Annotated in this window: 14 protein-coding genes; 9 read left to right on the top strand and 5 right to left on the bottom strand. The window is 41.0% G+C overall.

All coding sequences use genetic code 11. From position 1 onward, the window contains the following. The first annotated feature begins 6 nt into the window (after positions 1–6). The 7 genes from AC0N32_RS17625 to AC0N32_RS17595 all read left to right on the top strand — a co-directional run bounded on the left by AC0N32_RS17625 (position 7) and on the right by AC0N32_RS17595 (position 8,397). The gene (locus AC0N32_RS17625; protein WP_476395155.1) at positions 7–432 is read left to right on the top strand and encodes a DoxX family protein; all 426 of its coding nucleotides are present in this window, start codon (positions 7–9) and stop codon (positions 430–432) included. Position 433: 1 nt separating this feature from the next. Beyond that, positions 434–907 (top strand): Dps family protein, encoded by a 474-nt coding sequence (locus tag AC0N32_RS17620; protein WP_476395154.1) that lies wholly within the window; start codon positions 434–436, stop codon positions 905–907. Positions 908–911: 4 nt separating this feature from the next. Next, positions 912–1,577 carry a YoaK family protein gene (locus AC0N32_RS17615; RefSeq protein WP_476395153.1) on the top strand — a complete coding sequence of 222 codons (666 nt, stop codon included), beginning with the start codon at positions 912–914 and terminating at the stop codon, positions 1,575–1,577. Positions 1,578–1,642: 65 nt separating this feature from the next. Further along, complete coding sequence (locus AC0N32_RS17610) at positions 1,643–3,886, top strand: histidine kinase dimerization/phosphoacceptor domain -containing protein (RefSeq protein WP_476395152.1); 2,244 nt, start codon at positions 1,643–1,645, stop codon at positions 3,884–3,886. A gap of 56 nt (positions 3,887–3,942) precedes the next feature. After that, positions 3,943–6,228, top strand: coding sequence for a tetratricopeptide repeat-containing sensor histidine kinase (locus AC0N32_RS17605; RefSeq protein ID WP_476395151.1), 2,286 nt, complete (start codon positions 3,943–3,945; stop codon positions 6,226–6,228). 5 nt (positions 6,229–6,233) lie between these two features. Then, positions 6,234–7,583 carry a sigma-54-dependent transcriptional regulator gene (locus AC0N32_RS17600; protein ID WP_476395150.1) on the top strand — a complete coding sequence of 450 codons (1,350 nt, stop codon included), beginning with the start codon at positions 6,234–6,236 and terminating at the stop codon, positions 7,581–7,583. 187 nt (positions 7,584–7,770) lie between these two features. Further along, the gene (locus AC0N32_RS17595; RefSeq protein WP_476395149.1) at positions 7,771–8,397 is read left to right on the top strand and encodes a TMEM175 family protein; all 627 of its coding nucleotides are present in this window, start codon (positions 7,771–7,773) and stop codon (positions 8,395–8,397) included. 40 nt (positions 8,398–8,437) lie between these two features. Here the strand turns inward: AC0N32_RS17595 and AC0N32_RS17590 are convergent, their stop codons facing one another. Next, the gene (locus tag AC0N32_RS17590) at positions 8,438–9,997 is read right to left on the bottom strand and encodes a sigma-54 interaction domain-containing protein (protein WP_476395148.1); all 1,560 of its coding nucleotides are present in this window, start codon (positions 9,995–9,997) and stop codon (positions 8,438–8,440) included. 183 nt (positions 9,998–10,180) lie between these two features. On the opposite strand from AC0N32_RS17590, the gene AC0N32_RS17585 reads away from it, so the two are divergent. Continuing rightward, complete coding sequence (locus AC0N32_RS17585) at positions 10,181–11,365, top strand: DUF4861 family protein (protein ID WP_476395147.1); 1,185 nt, start codon at positions 10,181–10,183, stop codon at positions 11,363–11,365. 12 nt (positions 11,366–11,377) lie between these two features. After that, positions 11,378–12,400, top strand: coding sequence for a pectate lyase (gene pelA, locus AC0N32_RS17580; RefSeq protein ID WP_476395146.1), 1,023 nt, complete (start codon positions 11,378–11,380; stop codon positions 12,398–12,400). A 71-nt stretch (positions 12,401–12,471) separates the two neighbouring features. On the opposite strand, the gene AC0N32_RS17575 is transcribed toward pelA, so the two are convergent. The 4 genes from AC0N32_RS17575 to AC0N32_RS17560 all read right to left on the bottom strand — a co-directional run bounded on the left by AC0N32_RS17575 (position 12,472) and on the right by AC0N32_RS17560 (position 15,998). Continuing rightward, the gene (locus AC0N32_RS17575) at positions 12,472–13,587 is read right to left on the bottom strand and encodes a pectate lyase family protein (RefSeq protein WP_476395145.1); all 1,116 of its coding nucleotides are present in this window, start codon (positions 13,585–13,587) and stop codon (positions 12,472–12,474) included. A gap of 240 nt (positions 13,588–13,827) precedes the next feature. Then, entirely contained in the window at positions 13,828–14,169 is a 342-nt protein-coding gene (locus AC0N32_RS17570; RefSeq protein ID WP_476395144.1) for a cupin domain-containing protein, read from the bottom strand. Between the two features lie 109 nt (positions 14,170–14,278). Next, positions 14,279–15,019, bottom strand: a complete 741-nt coding sequence (locus AC0N32_RS17565; protein WP_476395143.1) for a rhamnogalacturonan acetylesterase — start codon at positions 15,017–15,019, stop codon at positions 14,279–14,281. A gap of 1 nt (position 15,020) precedes the next feature. Continuing rightward, positions 15,021–15,998, bottom strand: coding sequence for a pectinesterase family protein (locus AC0N32_RS17560; protein ID WP_476395142.1), 978 nt, complete (start codon positions 15,996–15,998; stop codon positions 15,021–15,023). Positions 15,999–16,106 lie beyond the last annotated feature (108 nt).

Below are 16,106 nucleotides of genomic sequence, written 5' to 3'. Positions count from 1 at the left end.
TAAATTATGGAAATTTTAAAACATATTCTTACATCAGATCTGGGTTCTTCATTTAATGATGCTGCATTTTTAGTATTCAGGATGCTTTTGGGAATTGAACTGTTCCGCGTTCATGGATTGAAGAAATTCAGAGTGGAAAACGGTAAAAAGGAAGTGATCCCGAATCCGCTTGGCCTTCCTGATAAAATGAATGCTTTGGTTGCTTCGCTTGCCGACACGGTGGTGCCTTTTTTAATTATTTTGGGATTGGGGACAAGACTGGCCGTGTTGCCGACCATCGGGGTTACGGCGATAGGCTATTTTGTTGTACACAGAAAAGATTCTTTAGAAGTACGCGATGTTCCGTATATGTACACGCTGTCTTTATTATTAATTCTTGCCTTGGGAGCAGGAAAATATTCACTCGATTATTATTTATTAAATCTTATTTAAAATGAAAACTTCAATTGGAATTAAAAATGAAAATTTAGCAAAAGTTGCTGAAATACTGGTTAAAACCTTAGCCGACGAATTTGTACTCTACACCAAAACCAGAAAAGCACACTGGAATGTGGAAGGCGCAGACTTTTACAACAAGCATCTCTTTTTTGAAGCACAGTACGGACAATTGGACGAAATTATCGATAACCTGGCAGAAAGAATCAGAACGTTAGGGCACTATGCTCCGGCGACCTTGAGAGAATATTTGTCGTTAACGCATTTATCGGAATCTCACCTGGAGTCGAATGACAGCCTGACGTACATCAAAGAATTGCTGTCTGATCATGAAAGCATCCTGATTCATCTCCGTGAAAATATTGAAAACTTTGCCGTAGAATTCAAAGATGCGGGAACCAGCGATTACATCACCGGATTGATGGAAACGCATGAGAAAATGGCGTGGATGCTGCGGTCACATTTAAAATAAAGATATGGAAATCAAACATAATATTGGCTTTGTCACTTTACTGTTAACGATAATTGCAGGATATTGCGATACCGTAACTTTTGTCGCGGCGGATTCCATATTTTCTGCTCACGTTACGGGTAACTTTATCGTTTTTGCATACCAGTTTGTGAAAGGTTCAGATATGAATGCGTGGATAAAATTACTCACTTTTCCGGTCTTTATCCTGGCGGTAATCGTAGGCGGCAGAATTGCAGGAAAAGTACTGAATCATTATACGATCTTGTTTTGGGAAGGTTTGCTGCTGCTGCTGGGCGGCATTATCGTGGCGGTCCTCAGTTATTATGGAATATTTGATAAATTCATGATGTATTCTGTGGTTATGATGACGGTTTTTGCCATGGGCCTCCAAAATGCTTTCGGTAAATTATATGCGAAAGAAACATACGGCCCGACAACCATGATGACCGGAAATGTAACGCAGGCTTCCCTGGATTTCGGAACTCTTCTGAAAACCCGGTTTAATGATGCTGAAGCACTGACGAGTCTGAAAAAACAGCTTTTTCTCATCCTCGGGTTTCTGGTAGGTTGCTTTTTAGGCGCCTTTGCAGGGAAACAGCTGGGGCTTTGGACTTTAATTTTTCCGGGTTTGGCGATGATGGTTTGCTATTTTTATCACCGTAAAGTTTAGCATAGAAAGAAATAATTCAGCCATAATGAATTATCTTTAATTAATATTTGATTTTCAGTGATTTTATGAAAACTTGGTTTGAGCTGGCTTGTATTTGTGGTGCATTTATATTTTTAAGTGCGCAGGCCAATGCTCAGACCAAAGAAAATCCGGTCATGTTGCTCAGGAAGATTTCACTTTCAGGTAACAGTAAAGAGAAAACAGATTTATTTTTAAGACTGGGAGAATACTATCTTACAAAAGCAGGAGAGTATAAAAAAGACCTTGACAGTGCCGAATTGTGCAATAAAGAAGCTGCAAAACTGAGTATGCTCACGGGTGATCCTTTAGGCAAGGGAAAAGTGATGTTTCTGGATGCACGTATTGATAAAGAAAGAGCCCGATGGGGAATTGCAACGGCGAAAATGAAAAATTCACTGAACTATTTTCTGGCTCATAAAATGGATGAGCAGGCAGGTGACGTATACAGCGAACTTTCTTATATGTTTAATAACGATCATGAAAATCTTATCAAAAAAATTAAGCTGAAGGAAAAAGCCATCCATTATTTTGAACGCTCTCATAAAGTATTAAAGAAAGCAAATGTTCTGAAAGATCTGGGTGAGATTTACGGCATTAAAGAAGATCCTGACAAAGCGGTTGCTGTACTGAAGCAGTCTTTAGCTACCTTTCAGTCTGCAAAATATGCAAGTGTACAGATGGTTTACAAGCTCTTGTCTCTGGCGCAAGTCGATAAAGGCGATTATAAGGAAGCGTTGCGGTATGCGCATCTTGCCGAGAAAACAGCTGAAAAAGTTGGCGATCAGTCGCCGGATGTAAGCGCAATTTATAATCAGGTAGGCATTGTCTACTACTATCTGGCAGACTTTCATAAAGCGATAGACTATTACGAAAAAGCTTTACGTATTGCTAAGAGGAACAATGATACTTCATTTATAAGAACAGCAGCTACCAATATTGCGGTAGCATTGATTGAGCAACAAAAATATCATGAGGGTATCAGTATGATTAAACAGTACAAAAAACTCTATCCGCATGAAAATAAAGAGTTTGAAATGTATGAGGATGGTGTTCTTTTTAAGACCTACGTAATAATGAGAGAGCTGAAAAATGCAGAAGTATATTATAGGAAAATGGTCAGTTACTACGGCTATTATGCAGAAAATGCTAACGAACGTATTTCCGTGCTGTATGGCTTTTTAATGTACCGTTTTCATAAAAAAGAGTACAAATCTTTCTATAAAAGCGCAATATTGTTTGATTCCCTCACTGCTAAAACCGGAAACGATTTGTTTCGCTCGCAAAATCATCTGATTTGGTTTAAGGCAGACAGTACATTGGGAAAATACAAAGATGCCATCAGACATTATCAATTATATAAAAAATATTCGGATTCTGTTTTTAACGGTGAAAAAAGCCGGCAGATTAACGGGTTGCGGGTTCAGTTTGATACCGAGCAGAAAGATAAAAATATACAGTTACTGAAGCAGAAAGCCGGGTTGCAGGAAACCCGCATTGCCAATGATCAGATAATGCGCTATGTATTTGCCGGAGTTTTAGGGGTCTTGTTTCTCTTTGCTGTTTTGTGGTATAATCGGTCGAGATTAAAAAGCAGGGCAAACATAAAATTGGAAATAAAACGCCGACATATTGACGAACAAAACGAACAGCTTAAAAAACTGCTTGGTGAAAAAGAATGGCTTCTCAAAGAAATCCATCACCGGGTAAAGAACAACTTACAGATTGTGATCAGCCTTTTGAATACACAGTCGGCATACCTGGAAAATGAGTATGCGTTGACGGCAATCCGGAACAGCCAGCAGAGAATGCATACTATATCTTTGATCCATCAGAAACTGTATCAATCCGAAAATCTTTCAGTTATTGATATGTTCTGGTATATTAATGCGTTGGTTTCGTATATCAGAGAATGTTATTCTTCAGACAAAAACGTACAGTTTGTGCTGGATCTCGAGCCGGTATTTCTGGATGCTGCGCAGGCACTGCCGATTGGCTTAATCATTAATGAAGGGGTGAGCAATACCATGAAATATGCATTTCCGGAAAAGAGAAACGGTGAAGTAAAGGTTCAGTTTAAGCAGATCGATCAGGACAGATACATGCTTGAGATTGCAGATAATGGAGTAGGGATTCCCGAAAACGTGCGTATTGATGCATCAGAATCACTTGGAATGAATCTTATGCAGGGATTGGCCGGGCAGCTTGACGGAACGTTCTCTCTTGAAAACGACAATGGACTGAAAATAAATGTAATTTTTTGTCAAAATAAGATCGATAAGGATCTGTAGTAATAAAAAAGTAAGGACCAAACTTAAAATATGAGATAATAAATTATCTTTAAAAAATGAATTTTACATCTGATTCTATCTTAAAAAAACTTTTGAAAAGCTTTTGTTTTTCAATTATTCTGATGCTTTTAAGTGTATGTTTAAACGGGCAAACGAGAGAAAATTCCGGAGTTCTGAGAAAACAGCTTGCTGCAGCACATAATGATAATGAAAAAGCCGAAACATTATTGAAGTTGGCGGAGTATTATTTAACAAAGCCCGGAGAATTTAAAAAAGATCTCGATAGTGCTGCATTTTTTAATCAACAGGCGGAACAGATTAATATAAAGGCCGGAAATAAGCTTAACGTGGGAAAGTCGATGCTTCTGGATGGTAGAATTGAAAGAGAAAGAGCAAATAAAAACATTGCGGTTTCAAAGATCAGGAAAGCGATCTCTTATTTTGAAAACAATAAATTTACCCAACAGGCAGGCGAAGGATATGAAGAGCTCTCTTTTACCTACGATAACGATCCGAAGAATTTTGAGGTAAGAATTAAGCTTAAAGAGAAGGCATTAGAGCTGTATAAATCTTCGGGAGCAAAATTAAAACAAGGCTCCGTACTGAAGGATTTGGGAGAAATTTATATGAATAACGACAATGCTGATAAATCCATACAGTTACTGAAGCAGTCACTGGCTGTATATAATGGTTTGAAATATAGGGAATTACAGGGTGTTTACAGTGCTCTTGCCAATGTCTATATCGACAAAGCTAATTACGAAGAAGCTTTAAAGTACGCGCTCCTGGCAGAGAAAATAGCGATCAGTGTTAAAGATACGTCAGTACAGCTAAGCTCTATTTACACCAGTTTGGGAATGGTCTATTATTACCTCAGGCAGAATGATGATGCCATGAGATACTGGGAAAAAGCTCTGGACGTGGCCAAAAAAAATAAAGATAACGGCTACGTACGGACGGTAGCCAATAATATGTCTACCATGCTGATCAGGCAAAGGAAATTTCAGGAAGCGATTGATATGATAAAGGAATACAAGGCGCTCTATCCGATTGATGACAAAGAATTTGAGAAGCGAGAAGATTACATCATCTTTAGTACCTATACCATTCTGAAGCAGTTTAAGAATGCTGAGGTGTATTATAAAAAACTGGTCAATTACTACGGGGAATATGCTGAAAAGAACAATCAGCGGCTATCGATGCTCAGAAGTTTTATATTTTATCATTACCAGACTAAAAATTTCAAAGCTTTTTACCCGAAAGCGAAGCTTTTTGATTCACTTTCCAGGAAAAGCGGTAACAATATGCTCCGTTCGGAAAATTATTTCGTTTGGTTCAAGGCAGATTCCGTGCAGGGAAAATATCTGGATGCCATTAATCATTATCAGCTGTATAAGAAATTTTCAGATTCAGTTTTCAACGGTGAAAAAAGTAAACAGATCAACAGTTTACAGATTCAGTTTGATACCGAAAAAAAAGATAAAAATATACAGTTGCTCACCCAGAAAGGCAAATTGCAGGAGACACGGATCGCCAACGATACGATCATGAGGTATGTATTTATCGGAAGCCTGCTGGTACTGATTCTTTTTGCTGCTTTGCTGTATAACCGTTCAAGGCTAAAGACGAATGCGAATAAAAATCTGGAACTGAAACGTAAGCAGATCGATGAACAGAACGAACAGCTCAAAAAGCTTCTTGCTGAAAAAGAATGGCTGGTAAAAGAAATTCATCACCGGGTAAAAAACAATCTGCAGATTGTGATCAGCCTTCTGAATACACAGTCGGCTTACCTGGATAATGAGGACGCGCTCATGGCCATCCAAAACAGCCAGCACAGGATGCACGCCATGTCGCTGATTCATCAGAAACTATACCAGTCCGATAATCTTTCTACCATCGATATGTCGTGGTATATTTATGAATTGATCGGGTATATCAAAGAATGCTATTCTTCTGATAATAAGATTAAGTTTAATTTGGATATTGATAAAGTGTTTTTAGATGTCGCACAGGCAGTCCCAATGGGTCTGATTATTAACGAAGCCGTGATCAACACCACAAAGTATGCTTTTCCGGATGGGAGAAGAGGTGAGGTATTCGTATCTTTTAAAAATGCAGGAAATGATAATTGTGAATTGATTATTTCCGATGATGGCGTGGGTCTCCCAGCAGATTTTGATATTGATGAAACCGACTCGCTGGGAATGAACCTCATGCGCGGTCTCACCGATCAGCTCGACGGAAATTTCTCCATTGAAAATAAAAATGGTCTGAGGATCAGCGTAACCTTTAGGAAAAATATAAAAATTGCAGCTCCCGACCAGGAAGTGGAGATTTAATCATAATGAAAGAAAAAATTTTAATTGTAGAAGATGAATTTATCGTAGCCAACGATCTTAAAATCATGCTTAAAAAAGCGGGCTACAGCATTACCGGTATTGCATCTTCTGTCGTGCAGGCAAGGAAATCGATTGCAGAAAAACGTCCGGATTGGGTGCTTCTCGATATTATGCTGAAAGGCGATCTTACAGGGATCGACCTGGCGTGGGAACTCCGTGAGATGAAGCTTCCTTTTCTCTATATTTCCGCCAATACCAACCAGACAACGCTGGAGGCCGTAAAAGAAACACAGCCCTACGGTTTTATGGTGAAGCCTTTTCGGGAGCGCGATCTGATCGTGATGCTCGATATTGCCAGATATCGTTTTGATGTTGAAAAAGGGGATGATTTTCTTAAAAATCCGGGCCATGAAGCTATTGAGGGCATTGTCGGAAAGAGCAAAGCCCTTCAGCAGGTGATTGAAAAAGTGAAAGTTGTGGCACCGACGGATACTTCCGTTCTCGTGATCGGGGAAAGCGGCACGGGAAAAGAAAAAGTTGCCCATGCGGTTCATGAACTTTCAGACCGTAAATCGAAGCCCATTGTAGTGGTAAACTGCGCGGCACTGCCGCACTCTTTAATTGAATCGGAACTGTTCGGGCATGAAAAAGGAAGCTTCACCGGAGCCAACACTCAAAGGATCGGAAAATTTGAGCAGGCAGACGGAGGAACGATCTTTCTGGATGAAATCGGAGAGCTGCCCTTAGATTCCCAGGTTAAATTATTAAGAGTTTTACAGGAAAAAGAAATCGAAAGATTAGGCGGAAATAAAACGATTAAAGTCAATGTGAGAATCGTGGCCGCAACCAACCGTTCGCTGGAAAAAGAAGTGGCAGAAGGTCGGTTCAGGCTGGATCTTTATTACCGGCTGAATGTTTTCCCGATCGAATTGCCGCCTTTAAGGGAAAGAAAAGAAGATATCGAACTGCTCGCCACTTTTTTCATGAATAAATATGCTGCTGCTTCCAGGCGAAATATTACGGCCATCAGCGAACATGCATCCGAACAATTATTAAATTATCATTGGCCCGGAAATATCCGTGAATTGGAACATCTGATGGAAAGAACTGTTCTTTTGGCCAAAACCAACACGATAGAAAATTTTGACCTTCCCAAAACCGTCGAAGTACAAACGGTAAATCCAGGTCCGTTGAAATCTATGGAAGAGATGGAAAGGGATCACATCATGAATGCCCTCCAAAGCTGCAACGGAAAAGTTTCGGGAACCGGCGGTGCCGCGGAATTACTGAAAATCCAGCCGCAGACGTTATATTCGAAAATGAAGAAGCTGGGAATTGATAAAGGCTACAGGTAACATTTATTCATCATAAGTGCTATTGAAGGGGAGCGGATTATAGTCCGCTTTCTGACACTACGCCTAAAGGTTTTAAACAAAATTTATTCGTACTCAATCTTCAATCGTCTTGAAGATATCCTCTGTATTTAAAAATGGATTAATTCAAATAAACCCGCATTTTAATTTAACATAAAATCAAAAAATCATGGAAAAAGAAACAGGCAGAATTGAAGGGTTCAGCGACGGCGTTTTTGCCATTGCCATCACACTTTTGGTGTTGGATCTCCACGTCCCGGAAAAAGATTCGATAAAAAACGGAAATGATCTGCTGATCTTTATTAAAAACCAATGGCCTACCTTTCTCGCATTTATCCTTTCATTCTTCAGTATTTTCATCATGTGGGTCAATCACCACAAAATCTTTAAGCAGATTTACAGCCGTACCACAGGCATTATGTTTGCAAACGGGCTCATTCTCTTTTTGGTTTCGGCCGTTTCTTATCCTACGGCGTTATTGGCGCAGTATTTTGACGGAGAAGCATCGTCGGTCGTCGTTGCAATGTATACCGGGATTTTCGTATTAATCAATTTAGCCTTCAATTTACTTTGGTATTTGGCAAGCAAAGATAAAAAACATCTGCGTCCCGGGATTTCCGACGCTGCCGTCCTCAAAATTCACAATAATTATCTGTATGGGCTGCCGATCTATATTATTGCTTTAGCATTTTCCTTTTGGATTCCTGCTGTATCTTTATTAATCATTTTGGGACTTTGGATTTTCTGGGCTTTATCTTCCGGTAAAATCGAGATGGATCGTGAAAATAAAAAGTAAATCTTTAAAATCTAATTCAGTTGAAATGAACATGTTTAGACTATAATGGATGATCTTTAAAAGAATGTTTTTTTTCAATCCCCAGTTTCTGCATTTTTGAAATTAATGTTGTCGGTGGAAGTCCCAACAATTTTGCAGCTCCATGCTCTCCGAAAATTTTTCCGTTGCATTTCTCAAGCACTTTCAGAATGTATTCTTTTTCAAATTCCTGAAGGGTTTTAATCTGGAAATCTTGTACATCGTATGGTTGAGATAATTGCGGAAAACCCATTTCTTTAATGGTTTTATCCTTTGCAGTCAGCATGCTCCTTTCAATCGTATTTTCCAACTCACGGATGTTTCCCGGCCAGCTGTGTTCCAGCATCGACTGCAGTACTTTACGGGAAAAGCCATGGATTTTCTTTCCTGTCTTTAAATATAATTTCGCCAAAAAATACTCCGCCAGCAGCGGAATGTCTTCTTTTCTTTCACGCAATGCCGGAAGATGGATGGGAAAAACATTCAGCCGGTAATAAAGATCACTCCTGAATTTTCCCTCTGCGACATCCTTTTCAAGATTCCGGTTGGTCGCTGCAATCACTCTTGCATTGACTTTAATGCGCCTGTCTCCGCCGATTCTCTCTATTTCCCTTTCCTGTAAAACCCTGAGCAGTCTTCCCTGTAATTCAATGGGAAGTTCACCGATCTCATCCAGGAATATGGTGCTGTTATGGGCTTGTTCGAACTTTCCTTTCCGCTGTTCTGTAGCGCCGGTAAAACTGCCTTTTTCATGCCCGAACAATTCCGATTCGATAAGGTTGGAAGGAATGGCCGCACAATTGATTCGGATCATTTTTTTATGCGAATATTCCGAAAGCTGATGAACGGCCTGTGCAATTAATTCTTTTCCCGTTCCCGTTTCGCCATAAATGATCACAGTAGATTGGGAAGGGGCAACCTGTGAAATCTGACTGAAAATTTCCTGCATGACCGCACTCGTACCGACAATTCCGTAAAATCCAGGGTCAGCGTTTTGCATTTCCCTGTTTTCTGTTTCCCATGAAGGAGGTAAAGCCGATTCCTGGATGTTTTTAAATCTTTCGGTAAAATTTATATTCCTGATCGTAATGGAAAGTTGGGTGGAAATACCTTTTAAAAGTCTCTCGGGAAATTCATCTGGGCTGATAAAATTTTTATAAAAAAGAAAAAGCAGGTTGATATTTTTCTCAAAAGCAGGTAAGCAAAACCCAACCGCTGTGCGCATCCCTGAGTTTTTAGCGGAATTAAATAAATCTTGCTGGGATCCTGAAATCTCCTTCAGATCAAAAAACCGGGGCTCTGCCGATTCTATACATTTCTGAAAATAAGGATGGCTGCTGCCGGAATGCTGAATATTTCCTGAACTGTAAAAGAGGTTATATGTATCACCGCTATTCGTGATTAAACTGAGACCGTCATAGGTAAATTCAGCCTTTAAAGTCCGCTGGAAGAACGCCGTTAACTGATCTTTACTTAAAATAGAAGATAAGTCCTTCGTTAATTTGGAAACAAGAACCAGCTCTGACTGCATTGCCCGCAGTCTGTCGATAAGTTCAGCGTTCTGATCAGAGCCTTTACGCATTGAATAAGATATTTAAAGGTTAAAGATATGAAATCGGAAGGAAAATCCTGGTAAAAGATGGGCAGTCATTACTTAAATATAGCCCTCAGGATACCTTCAGCGGTTGGATTTAGCAGATCGTTTATTTTTATGCCCGGTATTTTATTTTTTCTTATTTTTGAGACTCATTGAACTGATTCGATTATGTTTAAATCTAAAAAATCCATTTCCGGCTTCATTTGTGCAATCGGTTGCGCATTTGCCGGAGAGATGAAAGCTCAAAAAATAATTCAGGTAACCAATACGCTGGGATTTCCACGAAAGGAAGTCGTTTCGGTACCGGTTTCCGAACTCACATCATTTTTAAGTAAAAACGATGAAGCCTCGCTCCGGATCATTGATGCTGAAGGGAAAGTAATTCCTCTCCAGTGGATCGCAGGAGAAAATAACGGAAAGGATAAAGAATTGCTGTTTCAGGCCGATGTCCGTGCCGGTGAAACCATACAATACAGGATTACAGCGGATGCTGCCCGGTCGCTTCCGGAATCTGAAATTTCCACCTATTCAAGACTGGTGCCCGAAAGGGTGGATGATTATGCCTGGGAAAACGACCGCGTGGCTTTCAGGATGTATGGCCCCAAAGGACAGGCAGAAGCATTGCAGGGCATAAAAAGCAGTACCCTCTCCAGCGGTGTGGATATCTGGCTCAAGAGAACGCCGCTTCCGGTAATCAATAGATGGTATAAAGGCTATCTTTCGGACCCGATGTACTATCACAAAGACACAAGAGGAGAAGGCTATGATCCGTACCACGTCGGAAATAGCCGCGGAACAGGAGGAATCGGAATACGAACCGACGAAAAAATCCAGGTATCGCAAAATTTTGTAACTGCTAAAACCATTGCGGAAGGTCCTCTGCGTACGGTTTTTGAACTTACCTACGCTCCGTGGAGCGAATTTGGGGTCACGGAAACCAAAAGGATTTCCCTGGATCTGGGCTCAAATTTTTCTAAATTCGAATCGCATTTCAAATCACAAAAACCGGTTCCCAATTACGCCATAGGCATTACATTGCATAAAAACGAAGGCGAAACGAAAGTAAACGATAAAGCCGGATATTATCTCCATTGGGAAAAGATTGATGACGCTTTTGTAGGAGAAGGAATCGTTGTAGACCCAAAGATCGTTGACAAATCCGTGGTTTTCAGATCGGATCTTCCTGATGAAAGCAATCTGTATGTAATCACTAAGCCTCGTAATACGCTGGTCTATTATGCCGGATTTGCCTGGCAGAAAAGCGGCCACGTAAAAACAAAAGAAGATTGGGAAAAAATGCTTGAACAGCAGTCCCGTATCATTCGCTATCCTTTAATCATCAAGGTTAAATAAAAATTCTAAAAAATGAAATTTAAAATCTGCACCCTCGCCGTGATATTATTTGCCATCCCTTTCTCCGCACAGGTAAAAAAAGATACCCTGGCTGAAAAAATACTGCTGTATCAGCTTCCTGTAGGAGGCTGGGGCAAACAGCTGGAGGATAAATCCGTGGTCAATTATAATCTGGCGGTCGATAAGAATATGTTAAGGAAAATCAGGGCCACCGGCGACGATCATGCGACCATTGATAATAATGCCACATCACGGGAAATCAACGCTTTAATGAAAGCCTATTCGGAAACACAAAATGAAGCCTACCTCAAAGCGGCAGAAAAAGGAATCCGCTATCTTCTCACCATGCAGTATGACAATGGCGGATTTCCCCAGTATTATCCCAATACAAGCCTTTACCGAAAGCAGATTACCTACAACGATAACGCAATGATCAACGCGCTCACGGTTCTTTATAACACGGCAAATGCTAAAAATGACTTTGCTGCCATAGGCGGAAAATTAAAAGAGAAAGCAGAAGAAGCCGTTCAAAAAGGAATTAAGTGTATTCTTAAAACGCAGGTCCTCCAGAAAGGAAAACCGACGATCTGGGCCGATCAGTACAACGAAATTACCCTTCAACCGGATAAAGCCCGTGCTTTTGAACCGATTTCCCTGGCTACTGCCGAATCTGTGGGGATTGTCCGCTTCCTGATGATGCAGCCGGTAACCCCGGAGATTGAAAGATCCGTAAAATCGGCCATTCAATGGTTCAGAGAAAATGATATTGAAGGATACAGCTACAATGTTGCAAAGCAAAACGGAAAAACGGTAAGAGTGCTGGCCGAAGATAAAAACGCCGTGATCTGGGCCAGGTTTTATGATATCTACGACAACAGGCCTTTGTTTGGAGACCGCGACGGAAGCGTAAAGTACAATTACAACGAAGTTTCCGAAGAAAGAAGGAACGGCTACAGCTGGTTCGGTGATTTTGCCCAAAAGCTTCTGGATAAAGAATATCCCAAATGGCTGAAGGCCAACAGTCTTTCCGAATGATCTTTAAATTGATAAAACCCGGACTGAGTGCGCTCAGTCCGGGTTTTTTTATCCAACTAGTATTTAAATTCCTAAAAAGAATCGCAGACATTTCCGCTTAAGGTTGCTCCGGCTTTTGCCACAACATCCGCTTTTACGTCACCAACATTCAGCTTGTTAATGGAATAAGGCGTGCTGAATGCCGTTCCGCTTCCCGAAGTGTTTCCGGTAACGTTGATAAAGCTGTTTCCGGTCTGGGTTACGGCTGTAAATCCGCTCATCAGGTTGATCGGCTCTTTTACATTCTCAAAAACATTTCTTTCCACGAGAATGTTGGCCTGTTTTCCGGCAGCAATGCATTTATTGCTCACCGAGCTGTTGAAGTAGCTGTTAAGGATGTGGATTTTGCCGTATCGAACTCTTGGCATGCGCTCCCTGCATCCCGGTGCCCACCAGCAACGAACGAAAGTAACATTCAGTTTTCCGGCATCTGCGGTGGCACCGTCGCTGGAACCGATAAGATTAGAGAACCTGTGGTCGTCCGTACCGCCGGAACCTCCTGGTTTCGGGGCTTTCAGGTAATGGAATTTGGTGTAGGAAACCGTCACATAATCCGATTTGTTTTTGATGTCGAAATTTCCGTCTACCCCGTCACGGAATTCGCAGTGATCGATCCATACATTGCGGCAGTCATCCAGGATTGCATTGTCCCAGCCGTCGGTGTCATAGGCTCCGGGACCTTCAAAAATGAGGTTTCTGACGATGATGTTGTTACATCTTTTAATGTTGATGATTCCTGAACCGTCCTTGGTCTGATTGGTGGAAACGAGCTTGGCACCGATGGTTCCGTAGATGGTTTTCCCGTTCTGATCCTGTAGTGAAAGCCTGGCGGTAATGGTAATCGTTCCGGTTACTTTAACGACTTTCACCGAGGTGTTCTCGATTGCGGATTTCAGCTGTGCATAATTGGTGACGGTGGTTTCAGCGGCTGTTCCTCCGCCGGTCGTTCCTCCGTTTTGGGAGGCCCAGCCCGGTGCCAGACAGTTGGCTAAAGGGATAATGGCGTTGGCAACCATTTCATTTTTAAGCGCAGAAGTGCCTGGATTATCGGTAATTTCCGATTTAATGTCCTCCTGTCCGCAGCCGGTAAAGGCAAAGAGCGAGCTCAGAGCTACCGTAAGGATGGCAGCTTTTGTTTTTGTTTTCATAGCAGTAAATTATTTGATGTTGTTTCGGATTCAAAATTAGATCATTTATATTAATTTAATTTATATTTTAAATAATTAATATTTATATAATTATAATGTTAAATATTATTTATGTTCAACCGGTTGCATTTTATATATTTAAAAAAAATATATTGCAAAGGTTTTCTATGAATCCAAATATTATCTATCGAATAAATACGGCTCGATCTTTTTATATCTATTGTTTGATACGGATTAAACTTATGATTCCAGGAAATCTTCCCTGAAGGGCGTAAAAGCATCAATAAGCTGACCCGGTTCAAGGCATTTAACGCCATGGAGAATATTCGGCTGTGCAAAAAATCCGTCCCCTTTTGCCAGAATTTTTGTTTCCCCGTTTACACTCACTTCAAATTTCCCCGAAGCCACATACGTGATCTGTGAATGAAAATGCTGATGTAAAGCACCCACCGCATCTTTCTCAAATTGTACAATCACCATCATGATCTGGGAGTTATAGCCCACAAACTGCCTCGAGATCCCGTCTCCGAGGTCTTCCCATTCCGAATTGCCGTCAAAAAAAGGGTCTTTTTTAAAATTCATTTTTAAAATTTTTAAGTGTAATGAAGTTCAAAATAATTCTGAACCGATATGCTGATTCAAAAACGGTTTTTGAATAACAATTTCCGCCATGAAAATATAAATCAACGATTTATTTAATGTATTTCTCCAATCCTGATTTTAGGGATTTCAGGCTCCTGGCTGCCATTTGAGCCACGAGGGTTGCGCCCAGTTCTGAAAGATGGGTGTCATCATCCTTACCTTTAGGATAATAGGGATCTTCTCCTTCCTTATAATGCAGATGGAGTTTTCTTGATTTTTCCGGACCGTAGGATATTTCAAGCTGTTCGGTCAGCAACTGAAGGTCGACAAAAGGAACTTTAAGGTCGTCTGCCACCAGTCGTACCACCAGTGGGTATTCTTTATGGGTGTCTACAAGAACACCGTTTTCATTGAAATTACGCCGCACAATAGAGGTCATCAGAACGGGTGTTGCCCCTTTGGCCCTGGTTTCTCTCACGTACCGCTCCAGGTTGGCCCTGTATTGGGTGTAAGGATTGGTAAAACGGGAAGAATCATTTATTTTCTGGTCGTTGTGCCCAAACTGGATGATGACAAAATCACCTTTTTTCAGTTGCTGTAGCACCTTGTTCCATCTGCCTTCCGTTCTGAAGCTTTTGGAGCTTCGTCCGTTGGTGGCATGATTTTGTATGACAATGTCTTTGGTCATCAGTGCCGGCAGCATTTGTCCCCAGCCATGTTCCGGGTTTTTGTCAGGATTCTCTTTATCGGCCATGGTAGAGTCTCCGATGAGGTATAAAGTGGGCTTCTGCTGGGCGAATGCGATCCCGGACAGGAAAATTAAGACTGCGATGAGATTTCTTTTCATCATGTTATTTTAAAGGTTGTTCAGGGTTCCAGCCGTTGAAAATGGCAGTGAGTGTATATTTTTTAAGATCTTTAGACCTCAGCTGATGAGACCAGTCCATGCGCCCGGAGGTATTTCCGCCATCGCCTGTGCTTCCGTATTCTGCATAGTAGGCTGTCTTCTCTTTATCCGGGAACATTTTATCCCCTTTCCACGGGTTCCAGCCTTCAGGCACGATGTGTTTTCCCATTTCGGTATTGATGAAAACGGTTTTGGCATACGGCCGCCATGGCCTTCCCAGGAATACTTTGGTGACGTCTTTTTCTGCGATAAGCTTGCAATTGAGGAAAACAAAACCGTACGCACGGTTCTGATCTGTTGCGGCAGCGGTAATGTAAGAATCTGCGAGGCTTTTGATTGTACAGTCTTTAAAAACCGCGGTAGCCTGTCCGAAAATAAAATCGGTAGTGCCTTCAATGAAGCAGTTTTCAAAATATTGCCGACTGTGACTGGTGGCGCTGTACACCGTATCCTGGCAGCCCGAGATCCTGGAATTTTTAATGATAAACCGGTCACCTTCGACGTGAAGTGCCACCGCCTGTCCTTCATTACAGGATGAATTCCGGATAGTCAGATTAGTGATTGTAATATCATCTCCCATGACCAGTAAGGTATAGGAGTTGAATGTAGTCATCTTCTCCTTAAAAACATCGGTTTTTCCTGAAAAATCATTGTTGGTGATGATGGTAGTGTCCTTATTTTCACCCTGCAGGATGATTTTATGTTTGGAAGACGGGATCACAATTTTTTCATTATAAGTTCCTGATTTTATCAAAACCAATGCTTCAGCCGGACCTAAATCCCGTATGGAATTAATGGCTTTCTGAATCGAATTGAAATCTCCGCTTCCATCTTTGGCAACCGTAATTTTGAGGTAAGGATCATCTTTTGCAGACAGAAAACCAGCCATCGAAATAAATAGAATTAAAAAGAATTTTTTCATGAACTGAATATTATTTTGAAATAAATTTCATTAAAATTAAGGGACAAAGGTTCTTAGCTTCGAAGTTCGGTTAAAAAAGATCTGAAACTTTCAGTCTGGTTAAGAAGA

The sequence above is a fragment of the Chryseobacterium endophyticum genome (genome assembly GCF_056333165.1).
The sequence above is the reverse complement of the archived record's forward strand: the minus strand, read 5'-3'. Positions and strand labels throughout refer to the sequence as shown.

Bases quoted from the DNA above. Each gene is read 5' to 3' on its own strand.
- pelA (WP_476395146.1), top strand. From the start codon at position 11,378: ATGAAATTTAAAATCTGCACCCTCGCCGTGATATTATTTGCCATCCCT.
- AC0N32_RS17610 (WP_476395152.1), top strand. From the start codon at position 1,643: ATGAAAACTTGGTTTGAGCTGGCTTGTATTTGTGGTGCATTTATATTT.
- AC0N32_RS17560 (WP_476395142.1), bottom strand. From the start codon at position 15,998: ATGAAAAAATTCTTTTTAATTCTATTTATTTCGATGGCTGGTTTTCTG.
- AC0N32_RS17570 (WP_476395144.1), bottom strand. From the start codon at position 14,169: ATGAATTTTAAAAAAGACCCTTTTTTTGACGGCAATTCGGAATGGGAA.
- AC0N32_RS17565 (WP_476395143.1), bottom strand. From the start codon at position 15,019: ATGATGAAAAGAAATCTCATCGCAGTCTTAATTTTCCTGTCCGGGATC.
- AC0N32_RS17575 (WP_476395145.1), bottom strand. From the start codon at position 13,587: ATGAAAACAAAAACAAAAGCTGCCATCCTTACGGTAGCTCTGAGCTCG.
- AC0N32_RS17615 (WP_476395153.1), top strand. From the start codon at position 912: ATGGAAATCAAACATAATATTGGCTTTGTCACTTTACTGTTAACGATA.
- AC0N32_RS17590 (WP_476395148.1), bottom strand. From the start codon at position 9,997: ATGCGTAAAGGCTCTGATCAGAACGCTGAACTTATCGACAGACTGCGG.
- AC0N32_RS17605 (WP_476395151.1), top strand. From the start codon at position 3,943: ATGAATTTTACATCTGATTCTATCTTAAAAAAACTTTTGAAAAGCTTT.
- AC0N32_RS17595 (WP_476395149.1), top strand. From the start codon at position 7,771: ATGGAAAAAGAAACAGGCAGAATTGAAGGGTTCAGCGACGGCGTTTTT.
- AC0N32_RS17620 (WP_476395154.1), top strand. From the start codon at position 434: ATGAAAACTTCAATTGGAATTAAAAATGAAAATTTAGCAAAAGTTGCT.
- AC0N32_RS17585 (WP_476395147.1), top strand. From the start codon at position 10,181: ATGTTTAAATCTAAAAAATCCATTTCCGGCTTCATTTGTGCAATCGGT.
- AC0N32_RS17625 (WP_476395155.1), top strand. From the start codon at position 7: ATGGAAATTTTAAAACATATTCTTACATCAGATCTGGGTTCTTCATTT.
- AC0N32_RS17600 (WP_476395150.1), top strand. From the start codon at position 6,234: ATGAAAGAAAAAATTTTAATTGTAGAAGATGAATTTATCGTAGCCAAC.